This is a genomic window from Streptomyces sp. NPDC093149 (genome assembly GCF_044754145.1).
In the GTDB taxonomy this organism is placed as follows: domain Bacteria; phylum Actinomycetota; class Actinomycetes; order Streptomycetales; family Streptomycetaceae; genus Streptomyces.
In genome coordinates this window covers 40,824-63,511 of the sequence record NZ_JBIVON010000017.1, presented here as the reverse complement: position 1 = coordinate 63,511, position 22,688 = coordinate 40,824, and the positions used below count along the sequence as shown (strand labels likewise).

The 22,688-nt window shown below is 69.5% G+C and carries 19 protein-coding genes; 9 read left to right on the top strand and 10 right to left on the bottom strand.

Annotated elements, in window-relative coordinates; translation table 11 throughout:
- Positions 1-232 precede the first annotated feature (232 nt).
- On the bottom strand, positions 233-1,681 hold the full coding sequence (locus ACIQCZ_RS34870; protein ID WP_402288692.1) for an amino acid permease: 1,449 nt from the start codon (positions 1,679-1,681) through the stop codon (positions 233-235).
- 109 nt (positions 1,682-1,790) lie between these two features.
- Complete coding sequence (locus ACIQCZ_RS34865) at positions 1,791-2,252, bottom strand: universal stress protein (RefSeq protein ID WP_402288689.1); 462 nt, start codon at positions 2,250-2,252, stop codon at positions 1,791-1,793.
- A 165-nt stretch (positions 2,253-2,417) separates the two neighbouring features.
- Between ACIQCZ_RS34865 and ACIQCZ_RS34860 the strand changes: the two genes are divergently transcribed.
- Positions 2,418-3,257, top strand: a complete 840-nt coding sequence (locus tag ACIQCZ_RS34860; RefSeq protein ID WP_402288687.1) for a polysaccharide deacetylase family protein — start codon at positions 2,418-2,420, stop codon at positions 3,255-3,257.
- Positions 3,258-3,470: 213 nt separating this feature from the next.
- Here the strand turns inward: ACIQCZ_RS34860 and ACIQCZ_RS34855 are convergent, their stop codons facing one another.
- From ACIQCZ_RS34855 to ACIQCZ_RS34845, 3 genes are all read right to left on the bottom strand, one after another.
- Positions 3,471-4,004, bottom strand: coding sequence for a hypothetical protein (locus tag ACIQCZ_RS34855; RefSeq protein ID WP_402288685.1), 534 nt, complete (start codon positions 4,002-4,004; stop codon positions 3,471-3,473).
- A gap of 181 nt (positions 4,005-4,185) precedes the next feature.
- A complete protein-coding gene (locus ACIQCZ_RS34850; protein WP_402288682.1) occupies positions 4,186-4,953 on the bottom strand; it encodes a hypothetical protein in 768 nt (255 codons plus the stop codon).
- A gap of 14 nt (positions 4,954-4,967) precedes the next feature.
- Positions 4,968-5,099, bottom strand: coding sequence for a hypothetical protein (locus ACIQCZ_RS34845; RefSeq protein ID WP_351084420.1), 132 nt, complete (start codon positions 5,097-5,099; stop codon positions 4,968-4,970).
- 603 nt (positions 5,100-5,702) lie between these two features.
- On the opposite strand from ACIQCZ_RS34845, the gene ACIQCZ_RS34840 reads away from it, so the two are divergent.
- The 3 genes from ACIQCZ_RS34840 to ACIQCZ_RS34830 all read left to right on the top strand — a co-directional run bounded on the left by ACIQCZ_RS34840 (position 5,703) and on the right by ACIQCZ_RS34830 (position 9,628).
- On the top strand, positions 5,703-5,891 hold the full coding sequence (locus ACIQCZ_RS34840; RefSeq protein ID WP_402288680.1) for a hypothetical protein: 189 nt from the start codon (positions 5,703-5,705) through the stop codon (positions 5,889-5,891).
- Between the two features lie 747 nt (positions 5,892-6,638).
- A complete protein-coding gene (locus ACIQCZ_RS34835) occupies positions 6,639-7,457 on the top strand; it encodes an SAM-dependent methyltransferase (protein WP_402288679.1) in 819 nt (272 codons plus the stop codon).
- The gene (locus ACIQCZ_RS34830; RefSeq protein WP_402288677.1) at positions 7,454-9,628 is read left to right on the top strand and encodes a putative bifunctional diguanylate cyclase/phosphodiesterase; all 2,175 of its coding nucleotides are present in this window, start codon (positions 7,454-7,456) and stop codon (positions 9,626-9,628) included. The genes ACIQCZ_RS34835 and ACIQCZ_RS34830 overlap by 4 nt, the downstream gene beginning before the upstream one ends.
- A gap of 49 nt (positions 9,629-9,677) precedes the next feature.
- Here ACIQCZ_RS34830 and ACIQCZ_RS34825 read toward each other — a convergent pair whose 3' ends face one another.
- Positions 9,678-10,568: a LysR family transcriptional regulator gene (locus ACIQCZ_RS34825; protein ID WP_402288675.1), complete on the bottom strand. Its 891-nt coding sequence runs from the start codon at positions 10,566-10,568 to the stop codon at positions 9,678-9,680.
- A 95-nt stretch (positions 10,569-10,663) separates the two neighbouring features.
- On the opposite strand from ACIQCZ_RS34825, the gene ACIQCZ_RS34820 reads away from it, so the two are divergent.
- The 3 genes from ACIQCZ_RS34820 to ACIQCZ_RS34810 are packed head-to-tail and all read left to right on the top strand — an operon-like array spanning position 10,664 to position 14,065.
- A complete protein-coding gene (locus ACIQCZ_RS34820) occupies positions 10,664-11,371 on the top strand; it encodes a succinate dehydrogenase (RefSeq protein WP_402288673.1) in 708 nt (235 codons plus the stop codon).
- Between the two features lies 1 nt (position 11,372).
- A complete protein-coding gene (locus ACIQCZ_RS34815; protein ID WP_402288671.1) occupies positions 11,373-13,322 on the top strand; it encodes a fumarate reductase/succinate dehydrogenase flavoprotein subunit in 1,950 nt (649 codons plus the stop codon).
- Positions 13,319-14,065: a succinate dehydrogenase/fumarate reductase iron-sulfur subunit gene (locus tag ACIQCZ_RS34810; RefSeq protein ID WP_072488934.1), complete on the top strand. Its 747-nt coding sequence runs from the start codon at positions 13,319-13,321 to the stop codon at positions 14,063-14,065. The genes ACIQCZ_RS34815 and ACIQCZ_RS34810 overlap by 4 nt, the downstream gene beginning before the upstream one ends.
- A gap of 72 nt (positions 14,066-14,137) precedes the next feature.
- Here ACIQCZ_RS34810 and ACIQCZ_RS34805 read toward each other — a convergent pair whose 3' ends face one another.
- The 3 genes from ACIQCZ_RS34805 to ACIQCZ_RS34795 form a co-directional block, all read right to left on the bottom strand.
- Complete coding sequence (locus tag ACIQCZ_RS34805; protein WP_402288670.1) at positions 14,138-15,901, bottom strand: glycosyl hydrolase family 18 protein; 1,764 nt, start codon at positions 15,899-15,901, stop codon at positions 14,138-14,140.
- A gap of 235 nt (positions 15,902-16,136) precedes the next feature.
- Positions 16,137-18,563 carry an excinuclease ABC subunit UvrA gene (uvrA, locus tag ACIQCZ_RS34800; protein ID WP_402288668.1) on the bottom strand — a complete coding sequence of 809 codons (2,427 nt, stop codon included), beginning with the start codon at positions 18,561-18,563 and terminating at the stop codon, positions 16,137-16,139.
- Positions 18,564-18,946: 383 nt separating this feature from the next.
- The gene (locus ACIQCZ_RS34795; protein ID WP_402288665.1) at positions 18,947-20,317 is read right to left on the bottom strand and encodes a polysaccharide pyruvyl transferase family protein; all 1,371 of its coding nucleotides are present in this window, start codon (positions 20,315-20,317) and stop codon (positions 18,947-18,949) included.
- A 275-nt stretch (positions 20,318-20,592) separates the two neighbouring features.
- Here ACIQCZ_RS34795 and ACIQCZ_RS34790 point away from each other — a divergent pair, with 275 nt between their 5' ends.
- Together ACIQCZ_RS34790 and ACIQCZ_RS34785 are read left to right on the top strand one after the other, a co-directional pair.
- Complete coding sequence (locus ACIQCZ_RS34790) at positions 20,593-21,672, top strand: hypothetical protein (protein ID WP_402288663.1); 1,080 nt, start codon at positions 20,593-20,595, stop codon at positions 21,670-21,672.
- 12 nt (positions 21,673-21,684) lie between these two features.
- Positions 21,685-22,173 (top strand): hypothetical protein, encoded by a 489-nt coding sequence (locus ACIQCZ_RS34785; RefSeq protein WP_402288660.1) that lies wholly within the window; start codon positions 21,685-21,687, stop codon positions 22,171-22,173.
- Between the two features lie 235 nt (positions 22,174-22,408).
- Here ACIQCZ_RS34785 and ACIQCZ_RS34780 read toward each other — a convergent pair whose 3' ends face one another.
- Complete coding sequence (locus ACIQCZ_RS34780) at positions 22,409-22,624, bottom strand: dodecin (RefSeq protein ID WP_351084395.1); 216 nt, start codon at positions 22,622-22,624, stop codon at positions 22,409-22,411.
- Positions 22,625-22,688: the final 64 nt, after the last annotated feature.

Sequence of the window (22,688 nt, the reverse complement as noted above, 5' to 3'; positions counted from 1 at the left end):
TGGCGTATACGAACGCATCGGGGCTCCGAGGAACAGTCGATGGGCGGCTCCGTGCGACGAGCGGTCGCACAGTGCGGCGAATGGTGCGGTGAACGGTCGGACGGTGGGCGGCCCGATGTTGCGCACGGTGGTCGGCGCGGTGTCGGTGCGGGTGTCGGCGGCTTCGCAGGACGCCGGGCGGCCCATCGCCCCGTCCCCTCGGCGGAGCGGCGAAGGAGCACGGGGCGACGGATCAACCCGTTCCCGTGCCTGTTCCCGCCTCCGGTGTCCTCGCCATCTCGGACTTCCGGTACGAATAGCCGAAGTAGATCACCAGGCCGATCAGGAACCACACCACGAAGCGCACCCACGTCTGCCACTGCAGGAAGGTGATCAGCCAGACCGAGAACACCACGCCGAGGGCCGGCACGAACGGCATGCCGGGGGTGCGGAACGTACGGGGGAGCTCGGGCCGCTTGTAGCGCAGCACGATCACCGCGATGCACACCACCACGAACGCCAGCAGAATGCCGATGTTCGTCAGCTCGGCGGCCTCGCCGATCGGCAGGATCCCGGCGATCACGGCCGAAGCCGCGCCGACGATCCAGGTCACCCGGGTCGGTACGTGCCGGGTCGGATGGGTCTTGGCGAACCACTTGGGCAGCAGCCCGTCGCGGCTCATCGAGAACCACACCCGGGTCACGCCGAGCATGAAGGTGAACATCACGGTGAGGATGCCGATGATGGCGCCCACCGCGATCACATTGGCGAGTCCGCTGAGCCCGACCGACTTGAAGGCCGTGGAGAACCCGGATTCCGGGTCGATGTGCTGGTAGCTCTGCATCCCCGTGAGCACCAGGCACGCCGCCACATAGAGCACCATCGAGATGGCGAGGGAGTACAGGATCGCCTTGGGCATGTGGCGCTGGGCGTCCTTGGACTCCTCGGCGGCCGTCGACATGGCGTCGTACCCGAACACCGCGAAGAACACCGTGGCCGCGCCGGTGAAGGCACCGCCCACGCCGAACGGGAAGAACGGGTGGTAGTTGGCGGTGTTGATGTGGAACACGCCGACGCCGATGACCAGCAGGACGACCAGAACCTTCAGAACGACGACGACCGTTTCGAAGCGGGCGGCGTTCTTGATGCCGAGGGTCAGGAGGTACGCCACGAGCAGGCAGAGCAGTGCGGCGAACAGGTCGACCCGATGGCCCGGCCCGGTGCCCGGCGCGCCCAGCATCCACTTCGGCAGTTCGAGCCCCATCTCCCCGAGCAGAAAGCCGAAGTAGCCCGAGATGCCGATCGCGACCACGGCGACGATCGCGGTGTACTCCAGCAGCAGGTCCCAGCCGATGAACCAGCCCACCAGCTCGCCGAGCACCGCGTATCCGTAGGTGTAGGCGGAACCGGCCTTGGGGATCAGGCCCGCGAACTCCGCGTAACTGAACGCGGCCGCCGCGCTCGCCACACCCGCGATCAGGAAGGAGAGCAGGACCGCGGGTCCCGCGGTGCCGTTCGCCACCGTGCCGGCGAGGGTGAAGATGCCCGCGCCGATGATGCCGCCCACGCCGATCGCCGTGAGCTGCCACAGCCCGAGCGATCTGGTGAGCCGAGTGGTGACATCCCCCGTCGGCCTCGTCTCGTCGATCTGTTCGATCGGTTTGCGGCGCAGTACACCCTCGCCCACCCGGAGCCTGGCCATGAGTCACCTCTTCGCTGACGGCTGTCCCTGACGGGCGCTCATGATGGCCCAGACGGAGGAGGGACGAAAGACGGCGTGCCGTCCGGCGGAGGTGTGGGTTCCGCGACGGTTACGGGACTACCGTGACGGGCCAACGGCCCGCCTTCACCAGCCGGATGGCCACCGATCCGATGAAGCGGTGCCCGGCCGATTCCGACGCTCCCACCACGACGGCATCGGCCTTGAGCTCGTCCGCCGCCGTCACGAGCCCGTTGTAGGGATCACCGCGGAAGGTGTGGAACTCCCAGCGCACATCCCATATGTCCTTCATCCGCGCCGTCGCTTCCCGGATCTCGTTCACCAGCCCCTCCGCGACCTCTCCGGTCGTGTCGGCGACCGGTGCGCCGAGCGCGGCCCCGGCGGGCAGCACGGGCTGGACGTAGACGAGGGCGAGCACGGCTCCCTGCCGACGGGCGAGTCCCGCCGCGTACGCCGCGGCACGCATGGACGAATCGGACCCGTCGAGGCCGGAGACGATCACTTTCGGGCCGTCTGTGCCACGTTCGAACTGGTGGGGCTGCTGGTCAGTCACGGCAGTGAGGCTATCCGCTCCCGGAGCCGGCCCCGGCCCCGCATGCCGCGCGACCCGGGAAGGGGCTGCCGGTTGCTCCGGAGCCGGTCCCTCCATTGGGTACAAAACCCCACACGGCCGGTGTCGTTGTCCGGGGCGCGCTCACCGACGTGCGAGCAGTTAGTCATGAAAAATGATCAGAGGCTGCCGGGGCGCAGAATGCTGCTGAGGCTGGCTGCCGGACTCGGCACGGCCGGTGCCGTGCGTGTGATCGCCGCAGACCCGGCCGGAGCACCGTCCCCGACCTCCGCACCCGTCGCGGGCGCCGCGGGACCCCGGTCCGCCCCCCGTGCACGCCCCTCCGCCTACCGGCTCCGGCCGATGACCGCGGGCGCCCCGCCCCGCTTCCGGCCCGCGGCGCCCCCCGTCCGCACCAGGCCCTTCGAGAAGCTGCCCGAGATCGGGCACGCCATGGTGCTCACCTTCGACGACGGCCCGGATCCGCTCTACACCCCGCACATCCTCGCCACGCTGCGCGAACACGATGTCCGAGCGATGTTCTTCCTCTGTGGGGAGATGGCCCACGACCACCAGGACCTGGTGCGGGCGATCGCCGCCGACGGTCACACCATCGGCAACCACACCTGGACGCATCCCCTGGTCACCGAGCTCTCGCGGGCCGGCATCCGCGACGAGATCGGCCGCACCAGCGAGGTGATCGAGAAGATCACCGGTGGTGCGCCGCTCTGGTTCCGGGCGCCGTACGCGGTGTGGAACCGGAACTCCTTCGAGATCGGCGCCGAGCTGGGGATGGAACCGATGGCGTGGACCGTCGACACGCTGGACTGGACCGAACCGGGTGTCGGCACGATCGTCCGCAGGGTCCGGGAAGGGGCGGCACCCGGCGTCGTCGTGCTGTCGCACGACGCGGGAGGCAATCGTTCGCAGAGCGTGACCGCGCTGCGGCGGTACCTGCCCGAACTGCTCGCCGACGGCTACCGGATCACGGTGCCGCAGCGCCGGTGAGCGCGCGGTCGGCGGGCGGAATCGCCGGCCGCGGCGTCGCGGGGGCCGTCTCCCGCGGGTGCTTCGGGGGACTCGGTCGCGGTGGCCGGCCGTGGAGGGCCCGGTGAGAAGTCCGCGCCGTTCTGCGCCGGCGCCGATCCGGCACGCCCGTCGCCCCGGATCCTGTCGACAGGACCCGGGGCGACGGGCGTATCGGGCCGCACTGCCCCGCTCTCAGTGCGGGCGGCTCTCCCTGCGCAGGCGCACCACATGGATGGCGGCGGTGGCGGCGACCACCGCCACCGCCGTTCCGGCGGCGACCTTCGAGGCGTTCATCCTGGCGACGCCGTCACCGGGTGGGCCCTGCACACCGGCCGGAGCGACCGGAGCGCCGGTGGTGGGCACGCCGGGGGCCGGGCCGACCCTGAGACCGACCCTCGCCGTGGAGTCCGGTGACGTGTTGCAGATGAACGTCACCTCGTAGGCGGCGCCGGGCCGTGCGTCCCGGTCGATGGTGGCCGCGGCGGTTTTGCCTCTGGGGATGGTGACCGTGTCGAACACTCCGGAGCCGGCCGTGGCGGTTGTGGAGCACCCCCGGGCGGCCAGGACGACCTGGCTCCCCGGCGCGATCACCGACGGAGTGACGGTGTATCCGGTCGCGGAGGACGCGCCTGTCGACGTCGCGGCGTACGCGGATGCGGCTGCGGCGGTCGGGACGAGTGCGGCGGCGCCGAGCAGGGCGACGGGTGCGGCACCTATTGCGTGCATGGGTGAATCCTCCGGTCCCCGAGGAGCAGTTGCGGAACGGATTTCCACAGAGCGTCAGAAATGCACCTCGACGGGCCAAACGCTAGAAGTCGCATATTTCTCCGTCGATCCGGGTGCGCCGCTCGGGGCACCGGTTTCGCCCGAGCGGCGCATTGCCCGTATTTCTGCTTTCGGCGGACGGCTATCCGCCTGCCGCCCCGGGGAACAGATCGAGGAACGGTGCCGAGGTGGCCGAGATACCCCGGCCGAAGGGGGAGTCGAAGTCCCAGATCAGGAAGAGCAGAAAGGCGATCAGGACGCTGAAGAGGCCGGCCAGCAGCAGTTCGCGGAAGGTTCTGCGGATCTGCAGCGTGAAGATCAGCCCGATGGTCACCAGTGCCCCGACGATCAGTCCGAACCAGACCACGCCCGGCATGGTCGCACCGGCGCTCTGGCCGCGTCCGCTGCGGGCGTCGTCGACCGCGGCGACCTCGTCGACCAGTGGCTGATATGCCTGCCCCTCGTGGTCGTTCCCCGGCCGGTAGTCGGTGACGTCGGCACGTACCCGGTCGAGGAGCCGGGCCCCCTCGTCGGTGAGGGTGCCGTGGTCCGACATGGACCGCCACTCGTCGTGGAGGACGTGACGGACGTAGGCGTCGACATCGGTGCGGATGCGCGTACGCACCTCGGCCGGGTAGACGGCGGAGCGGGCCTTCACCTCGTGCAGGGCCTGGGCCTCCATGCGTACGTACTCCTGGGCCGCGCTGCGGCCCTCCCAGACGCCCGCGATGGCGAGGCCCAGCACGATCGCGTAGACCACGCCGATCATCATCGTCATGTACTCGATGACGTCAGGCGTCTCGGACGGGTCGTCGTCGTCCGCGAGCCGGCGGTTGCTGAGTACGGCGATGGTCAGGACGACGGCGCTGGCCGCAATCATGGCGAGGGCGAGAACAAGCCATTCCGACATGTTTTCTCCGAAGGTCATCGGGAGCGGGGACGCAGCACGGCGACGGCGAACACCGCAGGGGCCGTGATCATGAGGGTGAGGGTGACCAGGGAGGTGCCGCGGCGCGGGACCTTGCGTGGCGGCTTGCGGTAGGTGGGGAGCGCCACGGGCCGGGGCGCGGGAGGAGTGGAGCGTACGGAGGGCGAGGGCGAGGGTGAAGGCGAGGGTGAGCGTGAGGGCGGAGGGGGCGGTGGCGCAGGCTTCGGTTCCGGAGGCGGTGCGTGGGTTGGCGGTGGCGGTGGCGGTGGCGGTGGCGGTGAGGGTGGGGGCGGCGGTGGGGGCGCCGGTCTGGGTGGTGGGGTCGGCTCGGGCACGGGGCCCGCGTGACAGTGGCCGTCGCCCGATACGGCGACCGCCGAACTCCCGCCGTCCTCCCCGATGGAGGCGTACGCACAGTTGTCCGCCACGGCGGGTGCCGGGGCGGTCAGCAGCCAGAGGAGTGCGACGGCCGCCGCGAGCCGTCCTATGAGTGATCCGTACACGACGGGGAGCATGTTCCGGCCCGCCGCGGCACACGCCGGGGGCGGACCGGATTCCCCTGATGGTGGGGACATGGAGCGCCGGATGTTTGCGGCTCAGGGAAATTCTGGGAACGCGTTGAACCAAGCGGAGCACCAGCCTTGCCCGGGGCCGTGGATGAGCGACTGCGCATCGCAATCGGGCCTGGACGAAGGGGAGTTGTCGCGTACCGCTGGTGGAATGTCTCGCGCATGAGGGCGCCGGAGGTCCTCCTCGCGTTCATGGTGGCGTGCGGTCGGGGCGAGGGGGGCGCGGCGCGGCGCCGGGTCGGCGATGTCCAGGGGCAGCGGGTGAGCGACAGCCGGTTCATGTCCGCGTCGGACGAACGGAAGGCCGCGGTGAACGCCGAGGGGCCGCCGGCACCGAACCCGGTGAACTGAGGGCTGTCCCGTAATCCCCGGCGTGCGCGACGACGGCTACGGCACCTCGCCGCGTTGTCGGAACGTCCACATACATCCAGTATGCGGACATTCCTTCGCCTTGCGATGCGCCGCATCCGACGCCGTGCGCCGATCCACCGCGGATTACGGGACGGCCCTTATAGCAGGGCATTCGGCAGCGAAGGATCCGGAACTCGGAGCCATTGTCGTCGACAAGCGCGGCAGGACGGTCTGTCGCTTCAAGAAGGATGTCGCGCAGTCGATGAATCCGGCCCGCACGGGTTCCCGCCGATGCAAGTGCTCAGTCGTCGCCCATTGGCGATGAATGACGTCAAAGGCGTCACCACCAAGGGATTTGCCGCTTTCAATCGGTCCGGCGGACTTGAACAGCAAGCCATCCACTGCTGTCAGGTCCATACCTTCATGGGCGGGGTGAAGTCGGGGAGGGTGCCAACGGCCAAGACGTCGGCGGCACATGATACGTGGTGCCCCCGACGTCGAACTGCGGGTGCCCCCAACGTCGAACTGCGGGCGCCCCCCGAGTATCCCGAAGTGCCTCTGTGCGGCCGGTTCGTCGCCGAATGTCACACGTAGCGACAGACCGATCGCACATGCCACTGGTGTGTGACCAATAACGGACGGCTAATTTCCGTTTCCGCTCGCTCTCCTGGCGGTCGATCAGTAGCCTCTGGACGACACTGACCATGAACATGGCCGGATCGCCGTGGCGACTTGTTGGAGACATCGATGGAGCGTCCCGCCTGGGCACCGCAAGGCATTGACATCACTGTGCCGAGCGTGTCCCGCATGTACGACTTCTATCTGGGCGGATCGCACAATTTCGAGGTGGACCGGGAAGCGGCTCGCAAGGCGATGGAGTTCCTGCCGGGACTCCCCAAGATCATGCAGGCGAATCGCGCCTTTATGCGCAGGGCCGTGCGTTATGCGGTGAGCGAGGGCATCACCCAGTTCCTGGACATCGGCTCCGGAATACCCAGTTTCGGCAATGTGCACGAAGTCGCGCAGGCGGCCGACCCCGAGGCCCGGGTGGCATATGTCGATCACGACCCCGTCGCGGTCGCGCACAGCCAGGCCGTACTCGAAGGAAACGACCGGGCGGTGATCGCCGCCGCGGATCTGCGCCGCCCGCGGGAGATCGTGAAGAGCCCGGAGATCTCCGAACTGCTGGACCTGAAGCGCCCGGTGGCTCTGCTGCTCGTCGCCGTACTGCACTTCGTCGAGGACTCCGACGACCCGCAGAGCGCGCTCACCGAACTGCGCGAGGCACTGGCCCCCGGCAGCCTCATCGTCATCACCCACGCCTCGTACGAGGGGATTCCGGTCACCCAGGAGGAGGCGGGCGGCGCGGTCGGCGTCTACAAGAACATCCGCAACCCTCTGATCATGCGTTCGCGCGACGAGATCAGCCGGTTCTTCGAGGGGTACGAAATGGTCGAGCCCGGACTCGTGTCGATGCCGAACTGGCGCCCCGACACCCCTCTGGCACCGGAGCACGAGGACCCATTCGCCTTCTCGGGCTTCGCGGGAGTGGGACGCAAGGCGTGAGCATTCCCGCCCAGTCGTCCGGAGCGTCCGACGCGGAGCCCGACGGCCCCGAGGACCGGCTCCGGAGATTCGCCACGATCTGGAGCCGGGCCATCTTCCCGTCGACGGCCACCTCCATGACGCGCCCGGAGTTCGAACAGCATCTGCTGCCGCTGGCCCGCGCGCTCAGCGGCATCCTGCACGCACGGCCCTTCGACGCGGCTCCCGCGAGCGAGGTGGGCGCCGCCCTCGTCGGCGCGCACTGCACGGATCCGGACGCGCTCAGCAGCACGCTCGGCGTGGTCGACTCGTACCTCGTGCTCTACTGCGGCGGCAACGGCGAGGCTCTGCTGTCGACCGAGGACAGCAGAGCCCGCTGCGCCCGGATGCAGCACGCCCTCGCGGCCGGCTTCACCCAGGCGCTGCGCGAGCGGACCCTCGCCGAACAGGAGGCCATCGCCCGCTCGGCACTCACCGCCCGCTCCAATGCCGAGCAGGCCCTGCACGCCACGGAGGCACGCTTCCGCGCCGTCTTCAAGGACGCGGCCGTCGGCATCGGGATCGCCGACCTGGACGGCAATGTCCTGGAGGTCAACGACACCCTGACCCGGATGTTCGGCGGGCTGGAGCACCATGTGCGCAGCCACAAGGTCAACGAGTGGGTCCACCCGGAGGACTCGCCGCAGGTCTGGAAGTACTACAACGAGCTGGTCCGCGGCGAACGCGAGCACTACCGGGTGGAGAAGCCGTACTACCGCAACGACGGCACGGTCCTGTGGACCAATCTGACGGTGTCGCTGCTGCGCGATGCCGAGGGCAGACCGGAGTACCAACTGGCGCTGTTGGAGGACACCACGGAGCGTCGGCTGCTCAACCTGCGGCTGCGGTACGAGGCCACCCACGACGCGCTCACCGGCCTGCCCAACCGGACGCTGTTCTTCGAGCGGCTGGAAAAGGCGCTCTCAACCGACGACGGCAGCCGCTTCGGCCTGTGCTACCTCGACCTCGACGGCTTCAAGGCCATCAACGACAGCCTCGGTCATGCCTCGGGCGACCGGCTGCTGGTCGAGGTCGCCGACCGGCTGCAGAGCTGTGCGACCGCGCCCGGCGAGATGGTGGCACGGCTCGGCGGCGACGAGTTCGTGGCCCTGACCACGGGCCCCGACACCCGGACGGAGGTCGACGAGCTGGCCTGCCGGATCCTCGGCGTGCTCAGCACCCCGATCCGCCTCGAAGGCCGTGAGCTGACCGTCCGCGGCTCCATCGGGGTCGTCGAAGGGCCCGCCGGTGAACGCAGCGCCGCCGAGGTGCTGCGCAGCGCCGACATCACGATGTACCGGGCCAAGTCGGCGGGCGGCAACCGCTTCGAGCTCGCCGACGCCGAGGCGGACGCCCGTGCCATCACCCGGCACGGGTTGACCACCGCCCTGCCGGCGGCCCTGGAGCGCGGTGAGTTCTTCATCGAGTACCAGCCCCTGGTGCACCTGGGCGACGGCTCGGTGCACGGTGCGGAGGCGCTGGTGCGCTGGTGCCACCCGCAGCACGGGGTGCTGGGTCCCGACCGGTTCATCCCGCTCGCCGAGCACACCGGGCTGATCGTGCCGCTCGGCCGCTGGGTGCTGGAGGAATCCGTGCGCCAGGCCAATTTCTGGCAGGAGCGGCACAGCGACGGCGGTCCGCTGCGGATCAACGTCAACCTGTCGCCGACGCAGCTGCACCACCCGAGGCTGGTCGCCGAGACCGTCGACGTACTGGAGCGGTCGGGGCTCGACCCCGGGGCGCTGTGCCTCGAGGTCACCGAGTCCGCGCTCATCGGTGCGGACGACGATCTGCTCAAGCCGCTGCGGCAACTGTCCGAGATGGGCGTCGACATAGCGCTCGACGACTTCGGTACCGGGTACTCGAACCTGGCCAACCTGCGCCGGCTCCCGGTGAGCGTGCTCAAGCTGGACCGCTCCTTCACCCGGGGAATGCAGCAGCATCCGGTGGACCCGGTCGATATGAAGATCGTCGAGGGGATCGTCTCGCTGGCCCACAGCCTGGACCTCGCGGTCACGGTGGAGGGAGTGGAGACCGGGGCCCAGGCGGAGCAGCTGCGGAACCTGGGCTGCGACACGGCACAGGGGTGGTACTACGCCCGTCCCGGAGCGCCCGACCGGATCCACTCACTGCTGCTGGCCGACGCGGTGTGAGGGACGCGGGAGGGTCTCGGCGCGGTTCTCGCCGGCCGGACGGGCCGGATCAGCCCGTCCGGCTGGCGAGCAGCACCTTCTGCAACTCGCGTGCCGCGCGCGGCGGCGCCACATCGCTGCGGTGCGCGAGCGCGATCGTGCGCCGCAGCCCCGGCCGGGCCAGCGGTGTGGTCCGCAGGTCGTGGCCGGCCCGGACGGCGACCATGCTGGGCACCACCGCGATCCCGAGCCCCGCCCGGACGAAGCCGAGCACCGCGTCCATCTCTCCGCCCTCCACCGTGAACGAGGGCTCGAAACCCTCCGCGCGACAGGCCGTGACCGTCAGTTCGCGCAGGTCGTAGCCGTGCCGGAACATCACCAGGGATTCACCCTGGAGGTCGGCGATCCGTACGCTGCCGCCCCGGCCGGGCCGTGGCGCCCGCGCCGACGACACCACGACCAGGTCCTCCTGGAGCAGCTCGACCGTCGTGAGCGCGGGGGAGGCGGCAGGCAGCGGCAGCACGACCAGCGCGAGGTCGAGGGCGCCGCGCGCCAGCTCCCGTACGAGGTCCAGCGAGCCGCCCTCCTCCAGCAGCAGCTGGATCCCCGGGTGCCGGTCGTGGAAGGCGCGCAGCACGTCGGGCAGGAGACCGGTGCAGAGGCTGGGCGTCGCGCCGAGCCGTACCCGGCCCCGGCGCAGCTGCGCCAGCTCCTGCACCTCGTGGCGCGCGGTGTCGGCGTCCGCGAGGATGCGGCGGGCCAGCGGCAGCAGGGCCTCGCCCGCATCGGTGAGGGTGATGTTGCCGCGGGCCCGGCTGAACAGCTCCGCCCCCAGCTCGTTCTCCAGCGCCCTGATCTGCTGGGAGAGGGAGGGCTGGGAGACGTGCACCTCCTCCGCGGCACGGGTGAAGTGACGGGTCTCCGCCACGGCCACGAAATACATCAGCTGCTGGAATTGCATACACGCAGCCTAACGGCGGCGATAGTCAAAGCCTATGAACATGAGCCGCACCATGTCTTGGACTGATGGGGCCCTTCGGCCCTAGCGTCGTGTCCATGGCATTGGCAACACGGACGGACCGACGGCCGTCCATGACGCGTACGCTCTGGGACTCGTCCGTCGGCAAGAAGGCGATCATGGCCGTGAGTGGCCTGATCATGCTCCTCTACTTGGTCGTCCACATGATCGGGAACCTGAAGATCTTCTTCGGGTCCGGCGAGTTCAACCATTACGCGCACTGGCTGCGGACGATGGGGGAGCCCTTCCTGCACTACGAGTGGGCCCTGTGGATCGTCCGCGTCGTGCTCGTGCTCGCCGTGGTGCTGCACGCCGTCTCCGCGTACCAGCTGAGCCGCCGCGACATCAGGGCGCGCCCCGCCAAGTACGTCCACAAGAAGCCGCGCGCCGGCTATGCCACCCGGACCATGCGCTGGGGCGGGATCATCCTCGCCCTGTTCATCGTCTGGCACATCCTCGACCTGACGACGGGCACCGTGCACTCCGGCGGGTTCCAGTCCGGGCACCCGTACCAGAACGTCATCGACACCTTCTCCACCTGGTACGGCAACACGATCTACATCGTCGCCATGCTTGCCCTCGGACTCCATGTGCAGCACGGATTCTGGAGCGCCGCCCAGACCCTCGGCGCGGGCAGGGCGACCCGTGAACGCGCCCTCAAGACCATCGCCAACGTCCTCGCACTGGTGCTGACGGTGGGCTTCATCTCCGTACCCGTCGCCGTCATGACCGGAGTCGTGAGCTGACATGTCCGACTACTCGCACTACGAGACGGGCGCGCCCGTCGTCGACACCAAGGCCCCCGAAGGCCCCGTCGCCGAACGCTGGGACACCCGCCGCTTCCAGGCCAAGCTGGTCAACCCGGCCAACCGCCGCAAGCACACCGTCATCGTCGTCGGCACCGGCCTGGCCGGTGGTTCGGCCGGCGCGACACTGGCCGAACAGGGTTACCACGTCGTCCAGTTCTGCTTCCAGGACTCGCCCCGTCGCGCCCACTCGGTCGCCGCGCAGGGTGGTATCAACGCCGCGAAGAACTACCGCAACGACGGCGACTCGATCCACCGGCTCTTCTACGACACGGTCAAGGGCGGCGACTTCCGGGCCCGCGAGTCCAATGTGCACCGGCTCGCCCAGATCTCCGTGGAGATCATCGACCAGTGCGTCGCCCAGGGCGTCCCCTTCGCCCGCGAGTACGGCGGACTCCTCGACAACCGGTCCTTCGGCGGCGTCCAGGTCTCCCGCACCTTCTACGCGCGCGGCCAGACGGGACAGCAACTCCTCCTCGGCGCCTACCAGGCGCTGTCCCGGCAGATCGCCGCGGGCAACGTCGAACTGCACGCCCGTACCGAGATGCTCGACCTGATCATCGTCGACGGCAAGGCCCGCGGTATCGTCGCCCGCGATCTCGTCACCGGGAAGATCGACACCTACTTCGCCGACGCGGTCGTCCTGGCCAGCGGCGGCTACGGCAACGTCTTCTATCTGTCGACGAACGCCATGAACTCCAACGCCACCGCCGTCTGGCGTGCACACCGCCGCGGCGCCTATTTCGCCAACCCCTGCTTCACCCAGATCCACCCCACCTGCATCCCGCGTACCGGCGACCACCAGTCCAAGCTGACCCTGATGAGCGAGTCGCTGCGCAACGACGGCCGGATCTGGGTACCGAAGGCGAAGGGCGACGACCGCCCCGCCAACGAGATCCCCGAGGACGAGCGCGACTACTACCTGGAGCGCATCTACCCCTCCTTCGGCAACCTCGTCCCCCGCGACATCGCCTCCCGCGCCGCGAAGAACGTCTGCGACGAGGGACGCGGCGTCGGTCCCGGCGGACAGGGCGTCTACCTGGACTTCGCCGAAGCCATCCAGCGGATGGGCCGGGACAAGGTCGAGGAGAAGTACGGCAACCTCTTCGACATGTACGCACGGATCACCGCGGAGAACCCGTACGAGACCCCGATGCGGATCTACCCCGCCGTGCACTACACGATGGGCGGACTCTGGGTCGACTACGACCTCCAGACCACGGTCCCGGGGCTGTTCGCGATCGGGGAGGCCAACTTCTCCGACCACGGCGCCAACCGGCTCGGCGCCTCCGCGCTGATGCAGGGCCTCGCCGACGGCTACTTCGTTCTGCCCTCGACCATCAACGACTACCTGGCCCGCAACCCCCACCACGACGAGGTCGACGCCTCGCACCCCGCCGTCGAGGAGGTCGTCGCCGACACCGAGGACCGGCTGAACCTGCTGCTCTCCGTCGACGGTGACCGCACCCCCGACTCCTTCCACCGCGAGATCGGTGAACTCATGTGGGAGTACTGCGGAATGGCCCGCACCGAGGAGGGGCTGCGCACGGCGCTCGACCGGATCCCGCAGATCCGCGCGGAGTTCTGGCGCCGCATCAAGGTGCCCGGCACCGGCGACGAGTTCAACCAGTCGCTGGAGAAGGCCAACCGCATCGTCGACTACCTGGAACTCGCCGAGCTGATGTGCCTCGACGCCCTGCACCGCGCCGAGTCCTGCGGAGGCCACTTCCGCGAGGAGTCGCAGACCCCGGACGGCGAAGCCGCCCGTCGGGACGAGGAGTTCTCCTACGCCGCCGCCTGGGAGTTCTCCGGCACCGGCGAGGCACCCGTCCTGCACAAGGAAGACCTCGTCTTCGAGTACGTCCACCCCACCCAGCGGAGCTACGCATGAAGCTCACCCTGCGCGTCTGGCGCCAGAAGAACGCCGACGCCCCCGGCGCCATGTCCACCTACGAGGTGGACGGCATCTCGCAGGACATGTCGTTCCTGGAAATGCTCGACACCCTCAACGAGGAACTCATCCTCGCCGGCGACGACCCCGTCGCCTTCGACCACGACTGCCGCGAGGGCATCTGCGGCGCCTGCAGCCTCGTCATCAACGGCGACGCCCACGGCCCCGAACGCACCACCACGTGCCAGCTCCACATGCGGTCCTTCGAGGACGGCGACACGATCGACATCGAACCGTGGCGCGCCTCGGCCTTCCCGGTCGTCAAGGACCTGGTGGTGGACCGCTCGGCCTTCGACCGGATCATCCAGGCGGGCGGGTACATCTCCGCCCCGACCGGCACCGCCCCCGAGGCGCACGCCACACCGGTGCCCAAGCCGGACGCCGACTTTGCCTTCGAGCACGCCGAGTGCATCGGCTGCGGTGCCTGTGTCGCGGCCTGCCCCAACGGCTCGGCCATGCTCTTCACCTCGGCGAAGATCAACCACCTCAATGTCCTGCCGCAGGGCGCTCCCGAGCGCGAGACCCGGGTCCTCGACATGGTCGGGCAGATGGACAGCGAGGGCTTCGGGGGCTGCACCCTCACCGGGGAATGCGCCACGGCCTGTCCGAAGGGCATTCCGCTGCCGTCGATCTCGGCCATGAACAAGGAATGGCTGCGGGCGACCCGCAAGGTGCGCCGCTGAGAGAACGGCAGAGTTCCCGGCCCCGGAGGCCGCCCACCTCCGGGGCCGGGAAGTCTCGGCTGCCGCGCCGGGTCAGGACGTCACGGCGAGGTCGTCACCGTAGACCGTGCCCTGCCCGTACCAGCCGTGCAGATAGACGGTCACCGCCCCGCTCGACCCCGTGGTGAACGTCACCGACTGCTTGGCGTAGCCGCTCGACGAGCCCCAGGTGCTCGCCGAGGCGTCTCCCCGCACACCGAGGTAACCGTAGGAGCCCTGCACCCAACCACTCAGCGTGTACGTGGTGCGGGGGGACAGGGTGAGCGTCTGTGCGCACTCGCCCGTCTGCGACGAGGTGGCCGCCGCCGCGAGCGCGTGCGAACCGCCGTGCACCGGGGTGGAGACGACCGAGCCACCGGACTCACAGGTCCAAGGACTCAGCGAACCCGTCTCGAAGTCGCCGTTCGCCAGGGCGCCCGTGCCGCCGCCCGGACCCGACACCGTCAGGGTGAAGGCCGCCGCACGGCTGAGTGCGCCCGCCGTACCGGTCACATCGATCCTGTACGTGCCGGGCGCCGCGGACGCAGAAGCGCTGACCGTCAGCTTCGATGTACCCCCCGCGGTGACCGAGGCCGGGCTGAGCGTCGCCGTCACACCGGCGGGAGCTCCGCTCGCCGTCAGCGCCACGGTCTTCGCGTTGCCGGAGGTGACCGCGGTGTTCACGGTCGCGGTCGTGGAGCCACCGGGGGCGACCGTGGCCGAACCGGGCGCGACGGCCACCGAGTAGTCGTCCGTCACCGGACCCGCGCCGCTCGTGAACGGCGCGAAGATGTGCGAGAAGTACCAGGTGTCCTGGGCGATCCCGGAACAGGTGTCACTGCCCCCGGTGCCGGGGCAGCCTCCGTTGTCGCGCTGGAGCGCCCAGAACGACAGGGTGCTGACGCCCTTGGCGACGGCCCAGTTGTAGACCGAGGTCGCGTCGGCCGTGGTGAAGGTCTCGGCGGGACCGTAGTCGTCGATGCCGGGCATCTCGATGATGCCGGTCATGGCCCACAGCTGGGCGTCGGTCTTCGACGGGTAGAGGCCGGCCAACTGGCCCTTCAGACCGGTGATCGCCGTCTGGGTGTCCTGCGCCATGTTGTGCGAGGCGCCGTCGTAGTAGTCGAACGTCATCAGGTTCACCACGTCGACCCTGGTGCCGTTGGACACGGCGTTCTCCAGCACCGCCAGACCGCTGTCCGCGAGTCCGCTCGTGGTGGTGGGCAAGGTGTAGGAGATCTGCACCGAGCGGCCGTTGGCGGCGGCCCAGTCCTGGACCTTCTTGATCGCCTTGTTGCGGCGGTCGACACCGGCGCTGTTCTCCAGCGAGTTGTCCTCGATGTCCATGTCGAGGCGGGACACGTCGTAGGTCGTGATGACCTTCTCGTACGCGGCGGCGATCGAGTCGACACTGGAGCAGCTGTCGGCGATCTCGGTGCCGCCGTTGTCGGCTGTGTATCCGCCGAACGACGGGATCACATCGCCGCCGCGCGACCGCATGGTGGTGAAGTCGGCGCCGAACTCGGACTGGGCAATGGGGGTGCTCGAATCGCCGTTCCAGTAGGGGGTGCAGGAACCGCGGGCCTCCGTCTGGATGAAGGCCATGGTCAGGTACCTGGCACCGGACGCCTGCGAGAGCGCGGCCGGGCTGTCGCCGTTCCACGCCTCGAAGTACGGGGCGAAGACATGCGCGGGCAGGGGGGTGGCGGCGGTCGTGGCGGCCTCGGCGCCGATGCCTGATCCGAGGACCAGACCGACGGAGGCGATGGTCGTCGCCAGGACACTCAGGACTGCGCCGAGTGTTCTTGGACGTCTCATGGGGTGCTCCCAGCGGGGTGAGACAACGGGCGGATCGCACGGCTCGGCCGCGCCCGGTCGAGGGCGCGGCCCGTTCCTGTGATTCCCGGCCGGGGTTCACATGCCGCACGGCATGGAGCGGCCGTGAGGCAAGCCCATAATTGGTCTGGACCAGCCTTCGGTCAATGCTCTTTGCCTTTTCATTTCCCATTGCTTGCCTGATGCGGCAACTCACCAGCGCATAAGGGGAGTTGAGTCATCGGATCGGGCGGAGCGAGGCCCTGAGGTACGCTGCGGTGCGGCTGCCCTCCGCGTGTGCGACCTCTGTGGGCGATCCCGCCGCCACGATCCGGCCGCCCCGGTCGCCGCCTCCGGGACCGAGGTCGATCACCCGGTCGGCGCCCGCCACCACCGTCATGTCGTGCTCGACGACCACGACGGTGTTGCCCGCGTCCACCAGTCCGTGCAACTGCCGCATCAGCACCTCGACATCGGCGGGATGCAGACCCGTCGTCGGCTCGTCCAGCAGATACAGGGTGTGGCCCCGGCGCGTGCGCTGGAGCTCGGCGGCCAGCTTGATCCGCTGAGCCTCGCCGCCCGACAGCTCCGTGGCCGGCTGACCGAGCCGCAGATAGCCGAGCCCGACATCGAGCAGCGTCCGCAGACTGCGCTCGGCGGCGGGCGTCCCGGCGAAGAAGCCGGCCGCCGACTCCACCGTCAGATCCAGGACCTGCGCGATGTCCAGGCCGCGCAGGGTGACCTCCAGGGTCTGTGGGTTGTACCGCGCACCGTGACAGTCCGGGCAGGGCGCGTACGTACTGGGCAGGAAGAGCAGCTCGACGGAGACGAAACCCTCGCCCTGGCAGGTCTCGCACCGCCCGCCCGGCACATTGAAGGAGAACCGCCCCGCCTTGTATCCGCGCTCGCGCGCCGTGTCCGTCTCGGTGAACAGCTTCCGCACGACATCGAAGAGCCCGGTGTACGTGGCGAGATTGGAACGGGGGGTACGGCCGATCGGCTTCTGGTCGACCTGCACGAGGCGGTCCACCGCCTCCAGCCCCTCCGCCGACGCGCACCAGGGCGGGGGAAGCTCCGCGGGCGGACCCGAGGTGGCGGACGCCTGCCGGTCGGCGAGCACACCGGCCAGGACCTGACCGACCAGGGTCGACTTCCCCGACCCCGAGACACCGGTGACGGCGGTGAACACCCCCAGCGGGAACTCGGCGTCCACCCCGCGCACATTGTGGCGGTCGACGCCATTCAGCTTCAGCCACCCCGACGGTGTGCGCACCTGCCGCACCGGTGCGGGACCTTCGTCGAAGAGGAAGCGCCGGGTCGCCGACTCCGTCACCTCCGCGAGCCCGGCCGGCGGGCCGCTGTGCAATACCCTGCCCCCGTGCTCACCGGCCAGCGGCCCCACGTCGACCAGCCAGTCCGCCCGGCGCACCACGTCCATCTGATGCTCCACCACGAAGACCGAGTTCCCGGCCTCCTTCAGCCGGCCCAGCACCCCCAGCAACGACTCGGTGTCCGCCGGGTGCAGACCGGCCGACGGCTCGTCCAGCACATACACGACACCGAACAGGCCGGAGCGCAGCTGGGTGGCGAGGCGCAGCCGCTGCAGCTCGCCGGAGGACAGCGTCGGAGCCGTGCGGTCGAGGCTGAGATAGCCGAGGCCGAGCTCGGTGACCGTCTCGATCCGGGCGAGCAGATCCGCCGTCAGGACCCGCGCCGTGTCGCTCCCGCCCGCCGTGCGCAGCACCTCGGCGAGAGAGGTGAGCGCAAGCGCGGCCAGTTCGGCGATCGAACGGCCGGCGAAGGTGACGGCCATCGCCTCCGGGCGCAGCCGGCCGCCACCGCAGACCGGGCAGGGGGCACTGGTCAGGAAGCGCTCGGCCTTGGCGCGCAGCGTGCGGCTCTTGGAATCCGCGAAGGTGTGCAGCACATAGCGGCGGGCGCTCATGTACGTGCCCTGGTAGGGGCGTTGGATGCGTCCCGCGTCCCGCACCGGATGGACGGTCACCACCGGCTGCTCATCGGTGAACAGGATCCACTCCCGGTCCGCGGCGTCCAGCTCGCGCCACGGGCGGTCGACGTCGTAGCCGAGCGCGTCCAGCACATCGCGCAGGTTCTTGCCCTGCCAGGCCCCCGGCCAGGCGGCGATCGCGCCGTCCCGGATCGACAGCGAGGGGTCGGGGACCAGCAGTTCCTCGGTGGTGCGGTGGATGCGGCCGAGTCCGTGGCACTCGGGGCATGCCCCGGCAGCGGTGTTCGGCGAGAAGGAGTCGGAGTCCAGCCGTTCGGCACCGGGCGGGTAGCTTCCGGCGCGCGAGAACAACATGCGCAGGGAGTTGGAGAGCGTGGTGACCGTCCCGACCGAGGAACGGGCACCGGGCGCCGAACGGCGCTGCTCCAGGGAGACGGCGGGCGGCAGTCCGGTGATCTCGCCGACCGCGGGAGCACCGACCTGATGGATCAGCCGACGGGCGTACGGGGCGACGGACTCGAAGTAGCGGCGCTGGGCCTCCGCGTAGATCGTGCCGAACGCGAGGGAGGACTTCCCGGAGCCCGAGACGCCGGTGAACACGGTGAGGGTGTCGCGCGGGATGTCGACCGAGACGTCCTGGAGATTGTGCTCGCGGGCGCCGCGCACCCGGACGTACGGATCGTGGGGGGTGGACATGGGCGCGTGGACTCCGTACGGATCGGGGCGGAGGCGGCAGTCTGGGGACAAACACTCCGATTCTAGTGCCGTGACCGGCAGTGTTTGCCCCGTGAGGAGTGTCGTCCAGCGCGTGCGATGGCAAGGCGGCCGGAAGTCCTTGTAGCGGAGCTACCAGGACTTTTGGCCAACGCCGCGAGCGTGCGTGCTGGACGGCGCGACGGGGCAGAGCTTGCCGGGAGGGGCACCAGGCGCCGGAAGCGGTCCGGGGGTGGCTGAGGCCGCCGGGCACGGGCCCGCAGAAGCCGGAGGCCGGCCCTGTACGGACCGGCCTCGGACGACGGACACACCCCGCCCCTTACGTCGTCCGCCGACGGATCGGGGGCGGACAGGGGCGAAGGACCTCAGCGGGACGGACGCAGCGCGCGCTTGATGGGCCGCCCGACGACACTGCGGGCCCGCTGGTACGTGGAGCGCTGGACCGGCACTGAGGAGTTCTTCGAGAGCTTCCGCTTGAGCTGGTTGTTCTGCTCGGTGAGATCCGTCAGCTGGGACTGGAGCCAGCCCAGGCGCGCGCTCATCGTGGAGGCGTCGGCGCCGACCCACGGGCGGATGCCCGGCGGGAAGGCCAGCCCACTCATCCGCTCCTCGAAGGCCGCACCGCCGTCCCCGTGGGTGAAGGTGTTCTCCAGGCCGTTCTTGTCCAGGAAGTTCATGAACCGGTCGAACCGCTCCTGGTGGCCGCGTGTCAGCGGCCCGAAGTCGGCCTCGGCGTAGAGTTCGGCGGGGTCGAGGTCGGAGGGGGCCTTGGCGAGCATCCGGTGCGGGATGTCGAAGTAGCGGCACAGCTCCAGCGTCCTGGAGTCGCCGCAGAGCACGGTGGCGGGCGTGCCGGCCAGCAGCGCCGCGATGTTGCCGTGGATCCGGGAGCCGAAGGAGAAGTCGAAGCCCCGGAGGTCATCCATCCAGGCGGCTGGGTCGACGTAGACGCGGACCTTGTCCTCCCGGTACATGGGATGGTCGGGATGGGTGGGGATGTCGGCCAGCGTGGCGTTCTGATGGGACATGTCGCGCCAGTGGAGCTGACGTGCTTCGGAGAGGTTCTGGCCGATGAACCGGAGATGGGGATAGTGGACGTGGGTGCGGTTGATGATCCGCCCGAGCTTGTGCTTCCGCACGGCGTCGTGGGATCCGTTGACGGAGATCCGCGAGTCGGGCCCGAGCGCCCGGCCGCTCTTCCGGATGTCGAGCCTGGTGCCGTTGAGGAACATCGAGGGGCAGCCGATCACGTCCACGTCACGGAAGCCCATGTCGCGCAGATACCGCTCGGTGAACTCCCCGCGCACACCGATCGAGGCGCTGCGGTCGAGCACGGCGGAGACGAACGCGTAGACCGTGGACTGCATGGGACGCAGCCGGTCCGCGGAGTAGTTGGTGCCGGTCTGGGCACCCACGCCCGGCACGACGACCGGGATCTTGAGCTTCGAGATGAGCTGGGTCAGACGCTCCAGCTGGCGCTCGAAGGACGGCCGGAAGGCGTTGGCGAGCGGGATGACGAAGACGTCGTACTCGCTGTTGATGCGGTCGGCGTCGGCGACCCGGGTGGTGATGCCGTTCGACACCACTTCCGAACGCGGCGTCTCCAGAATCTTGTGGGCGGCATCGCTGAAGATCAGGTTGCCCGAGTTGGTGGCGAACACGTCCTCGTGGAGAGCGCGCTCGACAGGGACGACGTCGTAGGGGCTCTTCCCTGAACGCAGGAGTATTCGCTTCACATGATTAACGTTGGATGCCACAAAGCTGAATATAGCTTTACGAATGCTTTTGGTTCCATGTGCATCCTGTACAACCTTTTACGATCTACGCGGAACGTGAGTACATGATCACACATCCGCGCACGAACGGGTGTGCGGGTTGCGGTGCGACTCCTCGGAATCGTCCCGCAGGGCGTCGGCGAAGCCCTTCTGACGCCCTCTTGAGTGCCGGGCGGCCCCGCCGTACGCTGCGTTCCGCCCGTGGGCGCGCCTACCGGGGAGGTGGAAGCGTCGTCATGGCCGACGCACTGTCCGAGGACGACATCCTCGAAGCCGTCGCCCGGCACGTCGGCCGGCCGGGACAGGGGCCGCAACTGCGGCGGACCGGCGCCGACATCACCCGGCTCCCGATGCTCGACCTGTGCATCGTCCGCTGCATGGAGGCCCGCACCACGCGGCCGGAGTCCAGGCCCGGCACGTACGACACGTCGGAGCGGGCCGAGTACGAAGGCGATCTGCGCGACCATCCGGTCGATCCACCGAAGGACCCGGAGGTGTCGCGGACGGTGGAACTCGTGCTCCGCGGTTCGGTGAGAACGGTTCCCTGTGGCTGCGACGGCGGACGGCAGCCCTGCTCGCGCTGCCGGGCCGGGGGAAGGCTGCGCTGCGACGTCGGTCCGGTGTGCCCGGCCTGCGAGGGCGTCGAGCCGTGCACCTGGTGCGACGGCACCGGCGAACGCCGCAAGGACCGAGCGCCGTCCGAGTCGGCACGGGAGAAGTCCGCTGCCGGTCGGACCGCCTGTGTGAAGTGCCGCAAGCCCCGCACCGCTTGTCCGGAATGTCGGGGATGGGGTGCCAAGAGGTGTCCGAAGTGCGATGACACGGGCTTCCGGGTCTGCCCGGTCTGCTCGGGTGAGAGGTCGACGGCGCACGACCCCTGCGACGGCACGGGCCTGGTCACCCTCTGGACCGGGGGATCGGTCGGACAGGCACCCGACCGGTCCTCGTTGAGACTGCCGGCGCCGGCGCCGCCGCTGCGCTTCCGGCAGCAGGCCGGCCGCGCCGGCGCGTGGCAGCGGGTCACTCTGGGCTCGGCCGGTGCCCCGCTGCCCGACGGCCTGGACCCTGCTCATCTCACGGCGGTCGAGTCGGCTCTGACGTCGCGCCGGGGTGAGGTGGCCAGGCGCGTCGACATCGGCTGGCTGCAATCGGCCGCGGTCACCATTCCCGACGATCCCGACCACGTCTTCTATGTCTTCCCCGGACGCGACGGGCCGGAAGTCGTCCCGATCTGGTCGAGGCGCCGGTCCCTGCGGGTCGCCGCCGTGGTGGCCGGTGTGGTCGTGCTGGTGCTGCTGATGGTGGCGTTGGTCTGATTTGCTGGGGGCGTGAGCAGCGACCACCGGCCCCTGGCCGTATTCGACCTGGACGGCACGCTCGCCGACAGCGGCCATCGGCAGCACTATCTGGAGGGTCCCCGACGCGACTGGGACAGGTTCTTCTCCGCCGCGGTCGACGACCCGCCGCTGCCCGAAGGCGTCCGGCTGGCGCTGAGCAGCGCCAAGGAGTGCGAGATCAGGTATCTCACCGGTCGGCCCGAGCGGTGCCGTCGCGACACCGTGGCATGGCTGGCGGAACAGGGCCTGCCCGAGGGGCGGTTGTACATGCGCCGCAACGACGACCGCAGGCCCGCCCGGCACACCAAGCTGGAGATCCTGCGACGGCTGGGCCGGGAACGCGGGGTGCGGATGCTGGTCGACGACGACGAACTCGTCTGCGACGCCGCGGAGCGGGCCGGATTCGCCGTGGTGCGGGCCCGTTGGGCGCAGGTGTCGCCCGCCCTCAAGGACGCGCAGGAGCGCGAGGGCCGAACCTGAATCCGGCGTGACCGGCTGTGGTGGACGCGGGGTGCTGGTGCCGCGCGCGGCGCCAGGGCGCGCAGGGCCAGTGCCTGCGTGGTGGGTGGCTGAAACCGGTTGCCTGAGCGGGGTGTACGGCGTGACCGGAAACTCTCGGGGGGCGTGCGGTGCCGCGTGCCGAACCCCGTCCTGCGGAACCGGCCGGAGGCGAGCCGGCGCGGTTGTGGTGCCCTCGTGATGCCGTCGTGCCCGATCAGCTCGGTTCGTCGAGTCGGAAGCCCACTTTCAGGCCCACCTGGTAGTGCTCGATTCGGCCATCCTTGATCTCTCCGCGAACCTGCGTGATCTCGAACCAGTCGAGATTGTGCAACGTTTCCGAAGCTCTGGCGATGCCCCTGCGGATGGCGTCGTCGACGCCTTCATGGGAGGTTCCCACGATCTCGGTGACCCGATAGGTGTGATTCGACATGCTATGTCTCCTCTCCTCCTTACCACGGTGCCCCACCCGGACCGGGTGCGCGAGGGGTCGGTAT

What these genes read in the sequence shown, in the direction of transcription:
- ACIQCZ_RS34870 (WP_402288692.1), bottom strand. Translation starts at nt 1,681, where the DNA reads ATGGCCAGGCTCCGGGTGGGCGAGGGTGTACTGCGCCGCAAACCGATC.
- ACIQCZ_RS34860 (WP_402288687.1), top strand. Translation starts at nt 2,418, where the DNA reads ATGAAAAATGATCAGAGGCTGCCGGGGCGCAGAATGCTGCTGAGGCTG.
- ACIQCZ_RS34855 (WP_402288685.1), bottom strand. Translation starts at nt 4,004, where the DNA reads ATGCACGCAATAGGTGCCGCACCCGTCGCCCTGCTCGGCGCCGCCGCA.
- ACIQCZ_RS34850 (WP_402288682.1), bottom strand. Translation starts at nt 4,953, where the DNA reads ATGTCGGAATGGCTTGTTCTCGCCCTCGCCATGATTGCGGCCAGCGCC.
- ACIQCZ_RS34840 (WP_402288680.1), top strand. Translation starts at nt 5,703, where the DNA reads ATGAGGGCGCCGGAGGTCCTCCTCGCGTTCATGGTGGCGTGCGGTCGG.
- ACIQCZ_RS34835 (WP_402288679.1), top strand. Translation starts at nt 6,639, where the DNA reads ATGGAGCGTCCCGCCTGGGCACCGCAAGGCATTGACATCACTGTGCCG.
- ACIQCZ_RS34825 (WP_402288675.1), bottom strand. Translation starts at nt 10,568, where the DNA reads ATGCAATTCCAGCAGCTGATGTATTTCGTGGCCGTGGCGGAGACCCGT.
- ACIQCZ_RS34820 (WP_402288673.1), top strand. Translation starts at nt 10,664, where the DNA reads ATGGCATTGGCAACACGGACGGACCGACGGCCGTCCATGACGCGTACG.
- ACIQCZ_RS34815 (WP_402288671.1), top strand. Translation starts at nt 11,373, where the DNA reads ATGTCCGACTACTCGCACTACGAGACGGGCGCGCCCGTCGTCGACACC.
- ACIQCZ_RS34810 (WP_072488934.1), top strand. Translation starts at nt 13,319, where the DNA reads ATGAAGCTCACCCTGCGCGTCTGGCGCCAGAAGAACGCCGACGCCCCC.
- ACIQCZ_RS34805 (WP_402288670.1), bottom strand. Translation starts at nt 15,901, where the DNA reads ATGAGACGTCCAAGAACACTCGGCGCAGTCCTGAGTGTCCTGGCGACG.
- uvrA (WP_402288668.1), bottom strand. Translation starts at nt 18,563, where the DNA reads ATGTCCACCCCCCACGATCCGTACGTCCGGGTGCGCGGCGCCCGCGAG.
- ACIQCZ_RS34790 (WP_402288663.1), top strand. Translation starts at nt 20,593, where the DNA reads ATGGCCGACGCACTGTCCGAGGACGACATCCTCGAAGCCGTCGCCCGG.
- ACIQCZ_RS34780 (WP_351084395.1), bottom strand. Translation starts at nt 22,624, where the DNA reads ATGTCGAATCACACCTATCGGGTCACCGAGATCGTGGGAACCTCCCAT.